Genomic DNA, 17,376 nt, shown 5'->3' with positions numbered 1-17,376 from the left:
AAGTTGGTTCCGTGAGCTGAGTCACAGACATCATGGGCGGCATGGCGGGCGTATGGCGACATGAACGCATTAAGTGGTGCGTTCAATCTAGGGTGTTACCTAAGGTAACTGTCAACTGGCCTGCGAAAACCTTCAGTTGGTTGTTAACGAACCGTCAGAGTCCATAGATTCCTCCGCCGTGTGCAGCTAGCACCGCCCGGGAACGTCCGCCGGCCGCGCAGAGCAGGACAGCGCAGCACGACCGCCGGCGGACGGGGCGGAGCGCCACCACCGCGTCCTTGCGCGGACGGTGCGCCCCGCTCCGGGGGAGACCCGGGTCCGCAGAGAGGGATCTACATGTCCGAATGTGCCGATAACACCCGCTCCACCGCCCGCACCGGCGCCGGCAAGGCCCGGACGACGGCGGTCATCGCAGGAGCGGCGCTCCTCGCCCCGCTCGGCCTGCTGGCAGCGAGCGGCAACGCCGCGGCCGCGGACAGCGGGGTGTGGGACCGCATCGCCCAGTGCGAGAGCGGCGGCGACTGGCACATCAACACAGGCAACGGCTACTACGGCGGACTGCAGTTCTCCGCCTCCACCTGGCGGGCGTACGGCGGTGGGCAGTACGCCTCCACCGCCGACAAGGCCAGCAAGTCGCAGCAGATCTCCGTCGCCGCCAAGGTCCAGCGATCCCAGGGCTGGGGCGCCTGGCCCGTCTGCTCCGGGCGCGCCGGGGCGTCCGGAAGCGCTCCCTCGTCCCACGGGGGCGACTCCGGCTCGACCGGGTCCGGCTCGTCCGGCACCAAGGAGCACCGCTACAAGTCGAAGAAGTCCTCGAACTCCTCGTACTCCTCCTCGTCGTCCGCCGGCGGCTCGGCGAAGCGTTCGGAGAAGTCGCACAGCACGGAGAGCCCGCAGCGTTCGACGGGGTCGGGCCACAGCAGCCGCGGCAGCTCCCGCGGCGACTACACCGTCCGCGAGGGGGACACGCTCAGCGTCATCGCCGCCCGCAACGGGACCACCTGGCAGCGGCTCTACGCCGCCAACAAGGACGCCATCGGCGGCGACCCCGACCTGATCATGCCGGGCCTGCGCCTGGCCTTCTGAGCCGGCTTCCGCTCCACCGGCCCCGCCCCGACCGGGCGGGGCCGCCCCGGCTCGCCGGTCGCCGGGACGCTCGCGCCGTCACCCGCTCCGACGGGGGGAGTACGGACAAGATGTGAGGGAGCCGTGCATTTCCCATGACGGGAAGGCGTCGACGAGGCCCTGCGGAATGTGAAGGGAACGGGCTCGGCAGGACCGTTCTCCGGGCACTTTCCGCCGTCTTTTCAGGGGCGCCCGGGTGACGCGCGGGAATCGCGTTCGAATAGGCGTGAAAGGCGCAGGAAACCGCTCGTACGGGTGACGGGACAATGCCCCCGAAGGTGATTCCCGAAGCCTCAAACACGTGTCGCGGTCCTGTGACAGAAGTGTGACCGGGGTGATCCACATCTCCGGTCCCGGCTTCGCTGTCCGGGCTTCCCGCAGGGGCGCGCTCCGCCTAGCGTGGGCGGCATGGCACCGAATCCCGCTCCCGTGGAGGAGCCCCAGGACAGCCCGGACGGATACGTCGGCCTCGACGCCGAGAGCGCCGAGCGGCTCGCCCGTGAACGGGGATGGACGACGGTGCGCTCGCTCGCGCCCGGCACGGTCATCACCATGGAGTACCGCGTGGGCCGGCTGAACCTCGAAGTGAGTGACGGCCTGGTGAACCGCGCCTGGAAGGGCTGAACCGCCTCCGCCGAGATCACGAAGGCCCCGGTTCCTGGATGAGGAACCGGGGCCTTCGCCGTGCGGGCCGCGAGGTGCGTACCGGCGCCCGCGTGGGCCGTCAGCCGCCCGTCACCGGGCGGGCCGCCGAGGTGGTCGCCCCGCGCGGCAGGCGGTCGGCGTGCGGCGGGCGGCGGCTGCCGGCCGGGCTGAACGGAGCGCGCTCCGAGCGGATGCCGTGCGAACCGGGCGCCAGATGCAGCGTCGACCTGGGCGAACGGGTCGTGCCCGAGGCGTCGTAGGACACCTGCACCTCGTCCGCGGTCGCGGTGCGCGCGGTGAGCGACACCGGCACGGGGACCGGCGCCGGGAGGGCGGGCCTGCCCCTGCGGCGGGCGCGCCAGCGGTCGCGCAGCTCGAAGACGCGGGCCTCGGAGCGGGCGATCAGCGGCTCGAACCAGGGCAGCGCGAGCAGGATCAGCAGCCCCGCGGCCCAGCCGAGGACCACGTCGCTCAGCCAGTGCGTGCCGAGGTAGACGGTGGCCAGCCCGACGCCGAGCGAGGTCACCGCGGAGAGCGCGGACAACCAGCGCCGCGCTCTCGGGGTGGAGGCCAGATAGGCCAGGATTCCCCAGGTCACGACGGCGTTGGCGGTGTGGCCGCTGGGAAATATATCGCCGCCCAGGCCCATCTCGTTCGAGCCGATCGTGGTGGCGTAGTGCGGGCCGAGACGGCCCATGCCGATCTTGGCGGCCCCCACCGTGATGTTCAGGAGCAGCAGCGACGCGCCCAGCGTGAGCAGCGGGCGCAGCGTGTGCTGCCGCCAGGATCTCCAGCCCAGCCAGGCGGCGACCATCACCGCGGTCGGGCCGCGCTGGCCGAGGACCACGTAGTAGTCGACGAACCAGTGGATCCCCGACCACTGCTGGTACGGCCGGAAGAACATGACCTGCCAGTCGAGGCGGACCAGCCACGACGTGATCACCACGAGCCACACGATCGCCAGATAGAAGGCCAGGGTCGCCGAGAACAGCACGATCCTGTGCCGGCTCATCCTCGGCACATCGATGTGTGACGGGCGTTCGGGCTCTCGGTCGAGCCTGGCGAACACCCGGTCCAGCCGTCGGGTGGGGGTTGGTTCGGTACGCACCCAATCGACGTTACAGCGAGTGATCTCTGTTCCCGGCCGATTCCACGGGTTTGTGATGACGATGTGATGTGGGATTGCTCTCAACGGGGCCGATATTCCTACGGATTACGTAATCCCGTCCGGTCATCCCCTTCAATTCTTTTGATCGTTCTGGAGGGTTGTTTTAGGAAACTTATGAATAGCCTGATCGATTCGCTGTGATCACGGCGGACCGGAACCGTTCAGCCACCACGCGCCGTACGCGGCCGCCACCGCCACGACGGCGCCCACCACCGAGGCCGACGTCCGTGTCCGCAGCCGGGCGAGGGCCAGGGCGAGGGGGAACAGCACCGGGAACGCCGGCATCAGCAGCCGCGGCTTCGACCCGAAGTAGCTCGACGCGCACAGCGCGAGCGCGAGGACCACGCCGGTGTACACCAGCAGGGGGACCGGCTGCCCCTGCCGGACGCAGACGACGTAGAGCCGGATCAGCAGCGCGACCCCCAGCACCAGGGCGAGCCCCGCGAGGGCCGACGGGAACGCCGTGAACTTGTCGGCGACGAAGCGGGCGAAGGCGTAGCCGCCGTCGAAGCCGTTGCGCCAGCCCGCCTGCACGTCGAGATAGCCGAACAGGCCCCCGCCGGTGCGACGGCCCACCCACAGCACGTAACCGGCGGTGCCGAGGGGAGCGAGGACGAGCCCGAGGGCGCGCCGTGCACGCCCCGCGCGAGCGCCGGTGCGCGCTACGCCGCGCTCCCTCGCGAACGCGAGCACACCCGTCACCCAAACGGCCGCCACCACCGCGAGCCCCACCGGCCGGGTCAGCCCGGCCGCGGACGCCAGCAGGCCCGCGGCCACCCACCGGCCGGTGAGCACCGCGTACAGCGACCACGCGGCCGACGCCGTGAACAGCGACTCGCTGTACGCCATCGACTGCACGATCCCCACCGGCAGGGCCGCCCACAGCAGCACCGCGCACACCCCGGCCCTACGGCCGTACCGACCGCCGTACACATGGTCCGCGACCGCGAAGATCCCCCAGGCCGCAGCGAGCGAGGCGAGCAGGGACACCACGAAGCCGGCGTCGGCGTACGACAGCGGCGTCACCGCGTGCAGCAGATGCTCCAGCCAGGGCAGCAGCGGGAAGAAGGCCAGGTTGGAGTGCACGTCGCCGTTCGGCAGGCGCACCTCGTAGCCGTACCCCAGCTCGGCGACCCGGGTGTACCACAGTGCGTCCCAGCGGGCGGTCAGCAGCGTGTACGCGCTCTTCCCGCGCGCCGCACTCCACACGGCCAGCGTGAGCAGACACAGGATCCGGACGGCCGCGTACCCGAGCAGAGCCGGGGCCGCCCGGCGCAGGGACGCCGAGCCGGCGGCCGCCGCCCGAGGCGCCCGGGCGGTCGTGGGTGCTTCGAGTTCGGTCACGCGCCCGATTATCGGCCGGGCGGGCAGAGCGGCGGAGCGCCGTGGCGTGAGGGCGGTCGCATCACGTGGCGTACACCACACAGGTCGCCCCGGCCTCTGAGAGGTCCGCCACGTGGCCGACGGGTGAACTCGCGTACGCTGCGAATACTCGTCGTTCGCAGCGCGGGCCGGAGACCACCGCTCCTCTCCGGCCGGGTCGCGGGGAGGCCGCACCCCCGCGAGACCGCCGAACCCGAGGCGAATCCGAGGAAACACCTGGGAGGTACGTACATGTCCGGGACGACCACGGCCGCCGTCGGGCTGCGCCGTCGGGCGGCCGGGGCCGGTGCCAACCGCTGGGTCGTGCTCCTGGTGCTCTGCGTCAGCCTGCTCCTGGTCGCCGTCGACGCGACCGTGCTGCACGTCGCGGTGCCCGCCGTCACCGAGGACCTGCGGCCCGGCGCGATCGAGCTGCTCTGGATCGTCGACACCTACCCGCTCGTCTGCGCCTCGCTGCTGATCCTGTTCGGCACGCTCGGCGACAAGGTCGGCCGCAGAAGGATCCTGCTGCTCGGCTACGCGCTGTTCGGCGTCGCCTCCGCGATCGCGGCCTTCGCCCACACCGCCGAGATGCTCATCGTCGCGCGCGGGCTGCTCGGCGTGGGCGGCGCGATGATCATGCCGGCGACGCTGTCCATCCTGCGGCAGGTCTTCCCCGACCGGCGGGAGCGGGCGCTCGCGATCGGCGTCTGGAGCGCGGTGGCCGCCGTCGGCGCGGCCGTCGGGCCGCTGCTCGGCGGCTTCCTCCTTGAGCACTTCTGGTGGGGCTCGGTCTTCCTCGTCAACATCCCGCTGATGCTGGTCAGCCTGCCGGTGGGCCGGCTGCTGCTGCCCGAGTCGCGCGGCGCGGCGGACGGCCCGTGGGACGTCGTCGGCGCGCTGACGGCGGCGGCCGGACTGTTCGGCGTGGTGCTGGGCGTGAAGCGGCTGGGCGGCGGGGAGCTCGGCGCGCTGACCGTGGCACCGCTGGTGGCGGGCGCGGCGCTGGTCGTCCTGTTCGTACGGCGTCAGCGGCGGCGCCGGCATCCCCTGGTGGACCTGCGGATGTTCGCGCGTCCGGCGTTCAGCACGTCGGTGGGGTGCATCGTGCTGGCCATGCTGGCGCTGGTGGGCCTTGAACTGATCGCGGCGCAGTACCTGCAACTGGTGCTGGGGCTGTCGCCGCTGGAGACGGGGCTGCGGCTGCTGCCGCTGACGTTCGCGGCGATGGCCGCGGGGCTCGCCGGGGCGCGGCTGCTGAGGCGGTTCGGGCCGCGGCGGACGGTGTGCGCGGGGTTCGTTCTCACCGCGGCGGCCGTGGTGACGCTCACCGCGATGGGACAGGCGGACAACGCCGGGCTGCTGCTGTTCGGGTTCGTGCTGCTCGGGTTCGGGCTGGAGACGACGCTGTTCGCGGCGTACGAGTCGATGCTGAGCGAGGCTCCGCCGGAGCAGGCGGGGGGCGCGGCGGCGATCGGGGAGACGTCGTACCAGCTGGGGGCGGGGATCGGGATCGCGCTGCTGGGCAGCGTGATGAACGCGGCGTACGCGCCAGGGTTGTCGTCGGTGCCCGGGGTGCCCTCTGACGCGTCGGCGGCGGCGGGGCATTCGCTGGGGGAGGCGTACGGCGTGGCGGCGCGGCTCGGGGGGCCGGCGGGGGAATTGCTGCGGCGGACGGCCCGGGACTCCTTCGTGCACGGGCTGCATGTGACGCTGCTGGTGAGCGCGGGGTTGTTGCTGCTGGGGGCGATGATGGCGTTGAGGCTGCCGCGGGTGATGCAGTGCGAGGCGCCCGCGGTGGAGGTGCCGGCGCCTCGGGACGCGGGGGACGCTGCGCTGAGCTTCGGGGGAGTTTCCCCACCCGCGCGCCGCTCATGACCGCCGGCTGAAAAGTGAACGTCGCCCGTGCGGCGCGCTCGCCGTCGGCGGGTGCGCGTGGTGGGTGGTGTGCGCGTTCCCCGGGTGTGTGGCGATTCGCTGGGGATCTCGCCTGTGGCGCGCGCTCGCCGTCGGCGGGTGCGGGTGGGCGTTGTCGGTGAGTGTGGGTGGTGGTGGGGGGCCGGGACGGAGTGGGAGACTAGCGGTGTTAGTTTTCCTGGGCTGGTGGAGGGTGTCGTCATGGTGTCGTTCGATCCCGCTGATCCCCTGGGCGTCGACGAGCTGCTGGACTCCGAGGATCTCGCCGTGCGGGACACCGTGCGGGCATGGGCCGCGGACCGGGTGCTGCCGTACGTCGCCGAGTGGTACGAGAAGGGGGAGCTGCCCGGGATCCGGGAGCTGGCCCTCGAACTCGGCGGGATCGGGGCGCTCGGGATGTCGCTCCAGGGGTACGGGTGCGCCGGCGCGACCGCGGTGCAGTACGGGCTGGCCTGCCTGGAGCTGGAGGCCGCCGACTCCGGCATCCGCTCGCTCGTCTCCGTGCAGGGCTCGCTCGCGATGTACGCCGTCCACCGCTTCGGCAGCGAGGAGCAGAAGCAGCGGTGGCTGCCCCGCATGGCCGCCGGCGAGGTCATCGGCTGCTTCGGGCTGACCGAGCCCGACCACGGGTCCGACCCCGCCGCCATGCGCACCCACGCCAAGAGGGACGGCTCGGACTGGATCCTCAACGGCCGCAAGATGTGGATCACCAACGGCTCCGTGGCCGGCGTGGCCGTGGTGTGGGCGCACACCGACGACGGGATCCGGGGATTCGTCGTCCCCACGGACGCCCCCGGTTTCTCCGCCCCCGAGATCAAGCACAAGTGGTCGCTGCGGGCCAGCGTCACCAGCGAGCTCGTCCTCGACGACGTACGGCTGCCCGCCGACGCCGTGCTGCCCGAGGTGGTGGGGCTGAAGGGCCCGCTGAGCTGCCTGTCCCACGCCCGGTACGGGATCGTGTGGGGGGCCATGGGGGCCGCGCGGTCCTGCTTCGAGACCGCGCTCGACTACGCGAGGACACGGGAGCAGTTCGGACGGCCGATCGGCGGCTTCCAGCTCACCCAGGCCAAGCTCGCCGACATGGCGGTCGAGCTGCACAAGGGGATTCTGCTCGCCCATCACCTCGGGCGGCGCATGGACGCCGGCCGCCTGCGTCCCGAGCAGGTCAGCTTCGGCAAGCTCAACAACGTACGCGAGGCCATCGAGATCTGCCGTACGGCGCGGACGATCCTCGGGGCCAACGGGATCTCGCTGGAGTACCCCGTCATGCGGCACGCGACCAACCTGGAGTCGGTGCTCACCTACGAGGGCACCGTCGAGATGCACCAGCTGGTGCTGGGCAAGGCGCTCACCGGACTCGACGCCTTCCGCTGACCCCGGCAGGGGCAGGGCCGGCGAGCGGCCCTGCCTCAGCTCTGGTTGAAGAACCCGTCCGACCGGTGCGAGGCCGGGTCACCGTTGACGATCTCGGTGTTGTTCGGGGTCAGCAGGAACACCCGGGTGGAGACCCGCTCGATCGAACCGCGCAGCCCGAAGATCAGGCCGGCTGCGAAGTCGACGACGCGCTTGGCGTCGCCGGCCTCCATGGCCGTGAGGTTCACGATGACCGGGACGCCCTCGCGGAACAGCTCGCCGATCGCCCGCGCGTCCCGGAAGCTGTCCGGGGTCACGGTGCCGATCCGACGGCCCCTCTCCTCGGCCGAGTCGGTGGCGACCTTCACTCGGGGGTCGGTGACCCAGGCGTCGCCGGAGTCGGTCCCCTCGGAATAGTCGTCGTCGTAGTAACGCTCGTCATCGTTGTCGTCGACGAGGCCAAGCCAGGCACTCGCCTTGCGTACCGATCCCATGGACGCCTCCTCTCACTGCGGTCATTCTTGCTTTCCGCATTCCCCATGGTCGTCCATGATGCGGATGTCGCGCCAAGTGGATAGACGCCGCGCGGGGGGTTTGTGACGGTACTGGTGCACAGCCGATCCGTCGAGAGTCCAGGTGCCCCAAGGGTCCCGTCGTACACCGATGCTGACTGAGAGTGAAATATGATTCTTCTCGGCGACCGGGTGACGGGCGGAGCGTACGGGTGAACAGGGGCGAGCCGTGGCCGCCTGTCACCCACGGCTACGATGCGCACGGTTCGGCGTCACTCAACGCGCCGAGGATCACGGGGGATCGAGCGTGTTCGGAATCGTCAGGCCGTGCCGGCACCGGCTCGGAGAGGGCCTCAGCGCCCAGTGGATGGCGCACCTGTGCGGACTGTGTCTCGCGCTGCGCAAGGACCACGGGCAGTTCGCCCGGGTGGTCACCAACTACGACGGGTTGCTCATATCCGTCCTGACGGAGGCTCAGGCCGGTCAGGGAGAAGGGGCACGGCGCACGGCGGGGCCCTGCCCGTTGCGCGGGATGCGTACGGCGTCCGTGGCGCGGGGCGAGGGCGCACGGCTCGCGGCCGCCGTGTCCCTGGTGCTGGCCTCCGCGAAGGTGCGCGACCATGTGGCCGACGGGGACGGGCTGCTGGCCCGCCGTCCGGTGGCCTCGGCGGCGCGCCGGGTGGCCGCGGGCTGGGGCGCGGCGGGGGCCCGCACCGGATCCGCCGTCGGGTTCGACACGGCCGTCCTCGTCGACGCCGTGGACCGGCAGACCGGCGTCGAGGCGCTCGCCGGACCCGGGACGCCGTTGCTCACGGTCACCGAACCGACCGAGACGGCCACCGCGGCGGCCTTCGCGCACACCGCCGTGCTGGCGGGCCGGCCGGGCAACGCGGAACCGCTCGCCGAGGCCGGCCGGCTCTTCGGGCGGCTCGCGCATCTGCTGGACGCCGTCGAGGACCGGGAGGCCGACGCCGCCGCGGGCGCGTGGAACCCGCTCACCGCGATCGGGACGTCTCTGCCTGAGGCGCGGCGGCTCGCCGACGACGCCGTGCACGGCATCCGGCTCGCGCTGCGCGAGGTCGAGTGGGCGCCCGGGAAGGGCTCGGACAAGCCCGGCGCGGAGGCGAAGTTGGCCCATGTGCTGCTGGTGCACGAGTTGGGCAACGCCGTTCACCGCGCCTTCGGCACGGCCTCGTGCGGGCACGCCCGTGCGGACGGCGAGTTCGGGCCGCCGCCGGGCAACCCGTTCGCGCCGGCCGGGCCCGGCGGCCCGCCGTCGCCGCCGGAGCCGCCGCGCCGTGACCGGCGCGGCCTGCTGGCCGGGTGCGTCGTCTGGGCAGGCCCCGCCTGTACATGCCAGTTGTGCTGCGGCGAGCACGAAGGCCCCTGGACCCGGGAGCCCAAGGAAGGCTATTGCCACAGGTGCGACTGCGACGACTGCTCGGATTGCTGCGACTGCTGTGACTGCTGCGGGAAGTGCGGAGACGGCTGCTGTTGCGACGGCTGCGGCTGCGACTGCTGACACGGCCGCGTCCCGTCCGCGGGTGGGCCCCGTGGCGGTGCGGAGAGCGCTGAGGGAGGGGAAGGAGCGCCGGGTGAAGGCGAAGGGGTGAGCTCAGGCGGCTGAACGCCGGGGGCGCCCCGGGAGCGGGGCGGCAGGGGGTCGGCTCAACAGGAACAGGACCACACTCGACCGAAGCCGGACCTCGCCGAACTGTTCGGGACCTGGCACCGGGAAGGGGCCGCCGACGGCTTCCTCCTCACCCCCGTCGACCCCGCCGTGATCTGGAGCGGCTGGTCAACGGCACAGTCGCGTTGCTCCAGCACCGCGGTCTGTTCCGCACCTTCTACCCGGGCAGCGCACTCCGCGAGCACCTGGGCCCGACCCGCCCCGCCCACCGCTACGCGGCACCCAGGGGAGCCGCATGAACCCACGGAGTTCCGCGCGAGCCGGTGAACGCGTTCCACCGCGGAGAGGCCCGCGCCGGCGGACGCGCACACCGGTACCGGCAGCACGTACTGGCCGCGGCCGAGCATCCGGAGCGGCGACTTCCGGACATTTCCGGGGCGTGGGTGGCCGAAGAGGACGGGGTGACGATCACGGCGAACGGTGAGGGCCGCCCGGGCCGAGGCGGAGGTGCGCGCCCTGATGTGAGCGATCGTCATCCGGGCCCGGCACCCGGCCGGTGCGCGGGGCGGCGGCCGAAAGGCACCCTTGCGTCGACCGTCCGTTCGGCCGAATACTCCCCCTCAGCGCTTGTCAGGGGCATTATCTGTCCGGATTGCGGACGTACGAGCGCCCCCTGACTGCGCCTCACGGGCCCCAACCCCACGCGGGCCCCCGACTTCCCCTGGGAGGGAACGAAACGTGAGGATCAAGCGCACCACCCCCACCAGCGGCATCACCAGACGGACCCGGCTGACCGCCGTCGCCACCGGGCTCGTGGCCGCGGCCGCCATCGCGATCCCCCACGCGAGCGCGGCGGACGTCACCACCTTCAGCGCCGCCGAACTCGGCAGCGCCAGCGGCGCGGTGCTCAAGGCCGACGTCCCGGGCACCGCCTGGACCGTCGACACCAAGACCAACCGGGTCGTCGTCACGGCCGACAGCACGGTGTCCGAGGCCGAGATAGCGAAGATCAAGAAGCAGGCCGGCGCCGACGCCGACGCGCTGACGATCAAGCGCACCGAAGGCCGGTTCCAGAAGTACATCCAGGGCGGCGACGCCATCTACACGAGTAGCTGGCGCTGCTCTCTCGGCTTCAACGTCCGTGACAGTGCGGGCAACTACTACTTCCTGACCGCCGGCCACTGCACCGACGGCGCGGGCACGTGGTACTCCAACTCCGGCCGCAGCACGGTACTCGGTCCGACGACGGGCTCCAGCTTCCCGACGAACGACTACGGCATCGTCCGGTACTCCAACACCTCGATCGCCAAGGCGGGCACCGCCGGCGGCGTCGACATCACCCGCGCGGCCAACCCGACCGTGGGCACCACCGTCTACCGCGACGGCTCGACCACCGGCACTCACAGCGGACGCGTCACCGCGCTCAACGCGACCGTCAACTACGGCGGCGGCGACGTCGTCTACGGGATGATCCAGACCAACGTCTGCGCCGAGCCCGGCGACTCCGGCGGCTCGCTCTACGGCAGCAACGGCGTGGCCTACGGTCTGACCTCCGGCGGCAGCGGCGACTGCACCTCGGGCGGCACGACGTTCTTCCAGCCCGTGGTGGAGGCCCTGAACGCCTACGGCGTCAGCGTCTTCTAGGCCCCGGCGGGCAGCGGCCCGCACGGACACAGGCGGCAGGTGAGCCCCCGTACGCGAAAGCGTGCGGGGGCTCGGCCTTTTGTGGCCGGGGAGTGAAGGCGTCGAGGGCGCGCTGTGCTCACCGTGTGCGCGTCCGCCGGTCGACCTTGTGTGCCCCCTGTGCGGTTCGGAAGAGTGGGCGGCCGTCACCCCACCTTCCGGCCCGCGGCGGCCTGCCGCCGCGTGCGCCGAACCCCCCACAGGAGGACGTGAGTTGAAGCACCGACGCATAGCCGGGCGACGGGCCGTCATGGCGGGAGCGGGCGTGGCCGCGCTCGTCGCCGCGGGCGTCACCTTCCAGACCGCCAACGCGAGTGAGACCCCGCAGGCTCCGCAGCCCCGCCTCCTGACGGCCCTGGCCGCCGGGAAGCTCGCCTCGACCCTGGGCCAGGACCTCGGCGCCGACGCGGCGGGCACCTACTACGACGCCAAAACCAAGAGCCTCGTGGTGAACGTGCTCGACGAGAGTGCCGCGGACGCCGTCGAGGCGGCCGGGGCCAAGGCCAGACTGGTGGAGAACTCCCTCGCCGAGCTCCGCAGCGCCCGGACGACCCTCGCGAGGGATGCGGCCGTCCCCGGCACCGCCTGGGTCACCGACCCCACCGCCAACAAGGTCGTCGTCACCGCCGACCGCACGGTCTCCGGCGCCGAGTGGGCCAAGCTCACCAAGGTCGCCGAGAGCCTCGGCGCCACGGTGGAGCTCCAGCGCACCAAGGGGGAGTACAAGCCCTTCATCGCGGGCGGCGACACCATCACCGGCGGCGGCAGTCGCTGCTCGCTCGGTTTCAACGTGGTCAAGGGCGGCGAGCCCTACTTCCTGACCGCGGGCCACTGCACCGAGTCCGTCACCGCCTGGTCGGACTCCTCCGGCAAGCGGATCGGCGCCAACGAGACCTCCAGCTTCCCCGGCGACGACTACGGCCTGGTCAAGTACACCGCCGACGTCGCCCACCCGAGCGAGGTGAACCTCTACGACGGCTCCACGCAGAAGATCACCGGCGCCGCCGAGGCCACCGTGGGCATGCAGGTCACCCGCAGCGGCTCGACCACCCAGGTGCACTCCGGCACGGTCACCGGCCTGGACGCCACCGTGAACTACGGCAACGGCGACGTCGTCAGCGGCCTCATCCAGACCGACGTCTGCGCCGAGCCCGGCGACAGCGGCGGCTCCCTCTTCTCGGGGAGCAGTGCGATCGGGCTCACCTCCGGCGGCAGCGGCGACTGCGCCGCCGGCGGGGAGACGTTCTTCCAGCCGGTGACGGAGGCGCTCTCGGCGACGGGCGCACAGATCGGCTGACCCTCCCGGCGCCACCGAGGTCCCGCCCCGTACCCGGGGCGGGACCTCGGTGCGTTTGCGGCTGTTTCGGTGTGTTTTCGCAGGTGGGAGATGCTCGAACGGTCGTCGTACAGATGTTCGGGAATTGGTCTATGGTGGGGGTGAGGGATTAGGGAACTGATGTTCGAGAGCGGGTTCGCGGGAGGTGCGTGTGCCAGGCTTCACGCATCTGCACACCGCCTCCGGGTTCTCCCTGCGATACGGGGCCTCGCACCCGGAGCGGCTGGCCGAGCGCGCCGGTGAGCGGGGCATGGACGCCCTCGCCCTCACCGACCGCGACACCGTCGCCGGCGCGGTCCGCTTCGCCAAGGCCTGCGCGCGGGCCGGGGTGCGCCCGCTGTTCGGGGCGGACCTCGCGGTGGCCGCACCGGCCCGCCACGAGAGCGACGTACGACGGGAGAGGCGCCGCACCCCCGTGCGCGGCGGCGCCTTCCTCGACGAGTCGGCCCCCCGCGTCACCTTCCTCGCCCGCGACGGCGCCCGCGGCTGGGCCGACCTGTGCCGGATCGTCACGGCGGCGCACGGGAGCGAGGGCACCCCGCTGCTGCCCTGGGCGGACAACCGGGGAGACGGCCTGACCGTCCTGCTCGGCCCCGCCTCCGACGTCGGCCGCGCCCTCGCCGCCGGCCGCCCCGACCGCGCGGCCAGGCTCCTCGCCCCCTGGCGGGAGGTCCACGGCGACGCCCTGCGCCTGGAGGCCGTCTGGCACGGCCGCACCGGCACCGGATCCGGCTCGCTGCGCCTGGCCGCCCGCACCGTCGGCTTCGCCGCCGAACAGCGGATCCGCCCGGTGCTCAGCAACGCCGTCCGCTACGCCGACCCCGGCCAGGGCCCGGTCGCCGACGTCCTGGACGCCGCCCGCCGCCTGGTGCCCATCGACCCGACCGGGGAACTGGACTCGGGGGAGGCCTGGCTCAAGGGGCCGGACGCCATGCTGCGCGCCGCCGAGCGGATCGTGGAGGCCGCCGGCTTCCGCCGCGACACCGCCCACCGCCTGCTGGAGCAGACCCGGGCCACGGCCGCCGAGTGCCTGGTCGACCCCGAGGACGATCTCGGCATCGGGACCGTCCACTTCCCCGAGCCGCACCTCGTCGGCGCCGGCCGCCGCACCGCCCAGCGGACCCTGGCCTCCCGGGCGGCGGCGGGGATGGTGCTGCGCGGCTACGACGGACGGCGCGACTACTGGGAGCGGATGCACCACGAACTCGACGTCATCGCCCACCACGGCTTCGCCTCCTACTTCCTCACCGTCGCCCAAGTCGTGGACGACGTACGGCGGATGGGCATCCGGGTCGCCGCGCGCGGATCCGGCGCCGGCTCGCTCGTCAACCACCTCCTCGGCATCGCGCACGCCGACCCGATCGAGCACGGGCTGCTGATGGAGCGGTTCCTGTCCAGGGAACGGGTCGTGCTGCCCGACATCGACGTCGATGTGGAGTCCGCACGCCGGCTGGAGGTCTACCGCGCGATCATCGGCCGGTTCGGCGCCGAGCGCGTCGCGACGGTCTCGATGCCGGAGACGTACCGGGTCCGGCACGCGATCCGGGACGTCGGCGCCGCCCTGTCCATGGACCCAGCCGACATCGACCGCGTCGCCAAGTCCTTCCCGCACATCCGCGCGCGCGACGCCCGCGCGGCGCTGGAGGAACTGCCCGAACTCAGGGCGCTCGCCGGGGAACGGGAGAAGTACGGGAAGCTGTGGGAACTGGTCGAGTCCCTCGACGCCCTCCCGCGCGGCGTCGCCATGCACCCCTGCGGCGTGCTCCTCTCCGACGCCTCCCTGCTCTCCCGCACGCCGGTCGTGCCGACCAGCGGCGAGGGGTTCCCCATGTCCCAGTTCGACAAGGAGGACGTCGAGGACCTCGGGCTGCTCAAGCTCGACGTGCTCGGCGTGCGGATGCAGTCGGCGATGGCGCACGCGGTCGCCGAGGTGGCGCGGGCGACGGGGGAGCGCATCGACCTGGACGCGCTCCCGGAAGGGGACCCGGAGACGTACCGGCTCATCCGGTCCACCGAGACGCTCGGCTGCTTCCAGATCGAGTCGCCGGGGCAGCGGGACCTGGTCGGACGGCTCCAGCCGGCGACCTTCCACGACCTGGTCGTCGACATCTCGCTGTTCCGGCCCGGCCCGGTCGCCGCCGACATGGTGCGGCCGTTCATCGAGGCCCGGCACGGGCGCGCCCCTGTGCGCTACCCGCACCCGGACCTGGAGGAGGCGCTGAAGGGCACCTACGGGGTCGTCGTCTTCCACGAGCAGGTCATCGACATCGTCGCCGTCATGACCGGCTGCGGGCGCGGCGAGGCGGACCGGGTGCGGCGCGGGCTGTCCGAACCGGAGTCGCAGGGGCGGATCAAGGTGTGGTTCGCCCAGCGGGCGGCGGCGAAGGGCTACGGCGCGGAAACGATTCAGCGCACCTGGGAGATCGTCGAGGCCTTCGGCTCGTACGGCTTCTGCAAGGCGCACGCGGTCGCCTTCGCCGTGCCGACGTACCAGTCGGCGTGGCTGAAGGCGCACCACCCGGCCGCCTTCTACGCGGGGCTGCTCACCCACGACCCCGGGATGTATCCCAAGCGGCTGCTGCTGGCGGACGCGCGGCGGCGGGGGGTGCCGGTCCTGCCGTTGGACGTGAACCGGTCGGGGGTCGGACATCGTATCGAACTGATGTCCGATTCCGGGTCGGCCGGGTCTTCCGGCGTGTGGGGGCTTCGGCTCGCCCTCTCCGACGTGCACGGCATCGGCGAGGCCGAGGCTCGGCGGATCGCGGACGGACAGCCCTACACCTCGCTGCTCGACTTCTGGGAACGGGCACGGCCGAGCCGTCCTCTCGCCCAACGCCTCGCCCAGGTAGGCGCGTTGGACGACTTCGGGGCCAACCGCCGTGATCTGCAACTGCACCTGGCCGAGCTGCACCGGGGCTCCCGGGGCGGCGGCGGCCAACTCCCGCTGGCGGGCGGGCGGAAGACCGCTCCGGCCGGGCTGCCCGACCTCACCTCGGCGGAGCGGCTCAGCGCCGAACTGGGCGTGCTGTCCATGGACGCCTCACGCCATCTGATGGACGATCACCGGGAGTTCCTGCGCGAACTGGGCGTGGTGTCGGCGCGACGGCTGCGTGAGACGCGGCACGGGGAGGCGGTGCTGGTGGCGGGCGCCAAGGCGGCCACCCAGACCCCGCCGATCCGCTCCGGCAAACGGGTCATCTTCAGCACCCTCGACGACGGCACCGGCCTGGTCGACCTCGCCTTCTTCGACGACTCCCACGACGTCTGCGCCCACACCGTCTTCCACTCCTGGCTGCTGCTGGTGCGCGGGACGGTGCAGCGGCGCGGCCCGCGCAGCCTCAGCGTGGTGGGCGCCGCCGCCTGGAACCTGGCCGAACTGCTGGAGGTGCGGCGCGAGGAGGGACTCGAAGGGGTCGCGTCCCGGCTCGCGGAACCTCCCGGCCCCGCGCCCGACGCCGACGCCGAAGCCGGTGCCGACGGTCCGGCGCACAGGCGGCTCGCCGGTTCGGACGGGCTGCCCGCGCCGGCCGGTTCCGCGGCCCAGGACGCGATGGAGCGGCGGCGCATCCGCCTGCCCACGGGGTACGAGATGCACCCCTGGGCGGATCTGCGTCCCGCGGGCGAAGGGCCCGCGGTGGGAAGGAAGTTGTGGCACCAGAGTCCGGGGAGTGCGGGATGACCATCCTCTGCGTACGTTTCCAGCTGCCGTCGGAGCACGAGACGGCGTTTCCCGAACTGCTCGGCCTGCTGGAGGAGTTCACGCCCGTCGTCGAGGCGCTGCCGCCGGACGGGGCGCTGGCCGATCTGCGGGGCGCCGAGCGCTACTTCGGGCGCGGCGCGGTCGAACTGGCCTCGGTGATCCGGGTCCGCGCTCTCGCGCTGCACGGCGTCGACTGCGTGATCGGCGCCGGACCGGGACCGATGCTGGCCCGTGTGGCGCAGCGAGCCGCCCGGCCCGGGGTGACCTGCGCGGTCTCCGCGGACGAGGCCCGTGACTTCCTCGCCGGGAAACCCGTCGCCGCGCTGCCCGGCGTCGGCGCCGCCACCGCCCGCACCCTGTGCGAGTACGGCCTCGACACCCTCGGCCGGGTCGCCGCCGCGCCCCTGTCCACGCTCCAGCGCCTGGTCGGCGCGAAGGCCGGCCGGGAGCTGCGCGAGAAGGCGAACGGCGTGGACCGCGGCCGGGTCGTCCCGAACGCGGTCTCCCGATCGCTGGCCGCCGAACGGCGCTTCCCGCGCGACGAGCTGGACCCGGTCCGGCATCGCAGGGCGCTTCTGTCGGCCGGTGAGGAACTGGGCGCCCGGCTGCGCGCCGTGGAGAAGGTCTGCCGCACCCTGACCCTCACCGTCCGCTACGCCGACCGCTCCTCCACCACCCGCGGCCGCACCCTCGGGGAGCCGACCGCGCACTCGGCGGACCTGACGCGGGCGGCGTACTCCCTGTACGAGGCGCTCGGTCTGCAGCGCGCCAGGGTCCGCGCGATCGCCCTGCGCGCCGAGGGCCTCGGCCCCGCCGACCGGGCCTCCCACCAGCTCACCTTCGACCCCGCCGACGAGAAGGCCCGCCGTATCGAGGAGGTGGCCGACCGCGCGCGGGCGAAGTTCGGCCCGCGAGCGGTGATGCCCGGTGGCCTGGCGGCCTGAA

12 protein-coding genes and 1 pseudogene are annotated in these 17,376 nt (G+C 72.6%); 10 read left to right on the top strand and 3 right to left on the bottom strand.

The window, feature by feature from the left end:
* Positions 1-336: 336 nt before the first annotated feature.
* A complete protein-coding gene (locus tag ACIOC0_RS24855) occupies positions 337-1,086 on the top strand; it encodes a transglycosylase family protein (protein WP_402157619.1) in 750 nt (249 codons plus the stop codon).
* A gap of 447 nt (positions 1,087-1,533) precedes the next feature.
* Positions 1,534-1,749, top strand: coding sequence for an I78 family peptidase inhibitor (locus ACIOC0_RS24850; RefSeq protein ID WP_130444017.1), 216 nt, complete (start codon positions 1,534-1,536; stop codon positions 1,747-1,749).
* Positions 1,750-1,849: 100 nt separating this feature from the next.
* Here the strand turns inward: ACIOC0_RS24850 and ACIOC0_RS24845 are convergent, their stop codons facing one another.
* Both ACIOC0_RS24845 and ACIOC0_RS24840 read right to left on the bottom strand, forming a co-directional pair.
* A complete protein-coding gene (locus tag ACIOC0_RS24845) occupies positions 1,850-2,878 on the bottom strand; it encodes a phosphatase PAP2 family protein (protein WP_402157617.1) in 1,029 nt (342 codons plus the stop codon).
* Positions 2,879-3,079: 201 nt separating this feature from the next.
* Positions 3,080-4,282 carry a hypothetical protein gene (locus tag ACIOC0_RS24840; protein WP_402157616.1) on the bottom strand — a complete coding sequence of 401 codons (1,203 nt, stop codon included), beginning with the start codon at positions 4,280-4,282 and terminating at the stop codon, positions 3,080-3,082.
* 270 nt (positions 4,283-4,552) lie between these two features.
* Here ACIOC0_RS24840 and ACIOC0_RS24835 point away from each other — a divergent pair, with 270 nt between their 5' ends.
* Positions 4,553-6,178, top strand: coding sequence for an MFS transporter (locus ACIOC0_RS24835; protein WP_402157614.1), 1,626 nt, complete (start codon positions 4,553-4,555; stop codon positions 6,176-6,178).
* 240 nt (positions 6,179-6,418) lie between these two features.
* Positions 6,419-7,591, top strand: a complete 1,173-nt coding sequence (locus ACIOC0_RS24830) for an acyl-CoA dehydrogenase family protein (RefSeq protein ID WP_402157612.1) — start codon at positions 6,419-6,421, stop codon at positions 7,589-7,591.
* 35 nt (positions 7,592-7,626) lie between these two features.
* Here ACIOC0_RS24830 and ACIOC0_RS24825 read toward each other — a convergent pair whose 3' ends face one another.
* Positions 7,627-8,064, bottom strand: coding sequence for a cell division protein SepF (locus ACIOC0_RS24825; protein WP_130444025.1), 438 nt, complete (start codon positions 8,062-8,064; stop codon positions 7,627-7,629).
* Positions 8,065-8,389: 325 nt separating this feature from the next.
* Here ACIOC0_RS24825 and ACIOC0_RS24820 point away from each other — a divergent pair, with 325 nt between their 5' ends.
* The 6 genes and pseudogenes from ACIOC0_RS24820 (at position 8,390) to ACIOC0_RS24795 (ending at position 17,375) form a co-directional block, all read left to right on the top strand.
* A complete protein-coding gene (locus ACIOC0_RS24820; RefSeq protein WP_402157610.1) occupies positions 8,390-9,604 on the top strand; it encodes a DUF5685 family protein in 1,215 nt (404 codons plus the stop codon).
* Between the two features lie 180 nt (positions 9,605-9,784).
* A pseudogene (locus tag ACIOC0_RS24815) lies at positions 9,785-10,011 on the top strand (FMNH2-dependent monooxygenase); the annotation flags it as partial.
* Positions 10,012-10,450: 439 nt separating this feature from the next.
* A complete protein-coding gene (locus ACIOC0_RS24810; RefSeq protein ID WP_402157609.1) occupies positions 10,451-11,356 on the top strand; it encodes a S1 family peptidase in 906 nt (301 codons plus the stop codon).
* A gap of 253 nt (positions 11,357-11,609) precedes the next feature.
* Complete coding sequence (locus ACIOC0_RS24805) at positions 11,610-12,692, top strand: S1 family peptidase (RefSeq protein ID WP_402157608.1); 1,083 nt, start codon at positions 11,610-11,612, stop codon at positions 12,690-12,692.
* 190 nt (positions 12,693-12,882) lie between these two features.
* On the top strand, positions 12,883-16,410 hold the full coding sequence (locus ACIOC0_RS24800; protein WP_402157606.1) for a DNA polymerase III subunit alpha: 3,528 nt from the start codon (positions 12,883-12,885) through the stop codon (positions 16,408-16,410).
* Positions 16,407-17,375, top strand: coding sequence for a DNA polymerase thumb domain-containing protein (locus ACIOC0_RS24795; protein WP_402157604.1), 969 nt, complete (start codon positions 16,407-16,409; stop codon positions 17,373-17,375). The genes ACIOC0_RS24800 and ACIOC0_RS24795 overlap by 4 nt, the downstream gene beginning before the upstream one ends.
* Position 17,376: the final 1 nt, after the last annotated feature.

Origin of the sequence: Streptomyces sp. NPDC088254, from assembly GCF_044740925.1 — a bacterium.
GTDB lineage: Bacteria > Actinomycetota > Actinomycetes > Streptomycetales > Streptomycetaceae > Streptomyces.
The sequence above is the reverse complement of the archived record's forward strand: the minus strand, read 5'-3'. Positions and strand labels throughout refer to the sequence as shown.

Excerpts from the sequence above, each read along its gene's own strand:
- ACIOC0_RS24855 (WP_402157619.1), top strand. The coding sequence starts at position 337 with ATGTCCGAATGTGCCGATAACACCCGCTCCACCGCCCGCACCGGCGCC.
- ACIOC0_RS24850 (WP_130444017.1), top strand. The coding sequence starts at position 1,534 with ATGGCACCGAATCCCGCTCCCGTGGAGGAGCCCCAGGACAGCCCGGAC.
- ACIOC0_RS24835 (WP_402157614.1), top strand. The coding sequence starts at position 4,553 with ATGTCCGGGACGACCACGGCCGCCGTCGGGCTGCGCCGTCGGGCGGCC.
- ACIOC0_RS24830 (WP_402157612.1), top strand. The coding sequence starts at position 6,419 with ATGGTGTCGTTCGATCCCGCTGATCCCCTGGGCGTCGACGAGCTGCTG.
- ACIOC0_RS24825 (WP_130444025.1), bottom strand. The coding sequence starts at position 8,064 with ATGGGATCGGTACGCAAGGCGAGTGCCTGGCTTGGCCTCGTCGACGAC.
- ACIOC0_RS24795 (WP_402157604.1), top strand. The coding sequence starts at position 16,407 with ATGACCATCCTCTGCGTACGTTTCCAGCTGCCGTCGGAGCACGAGACG.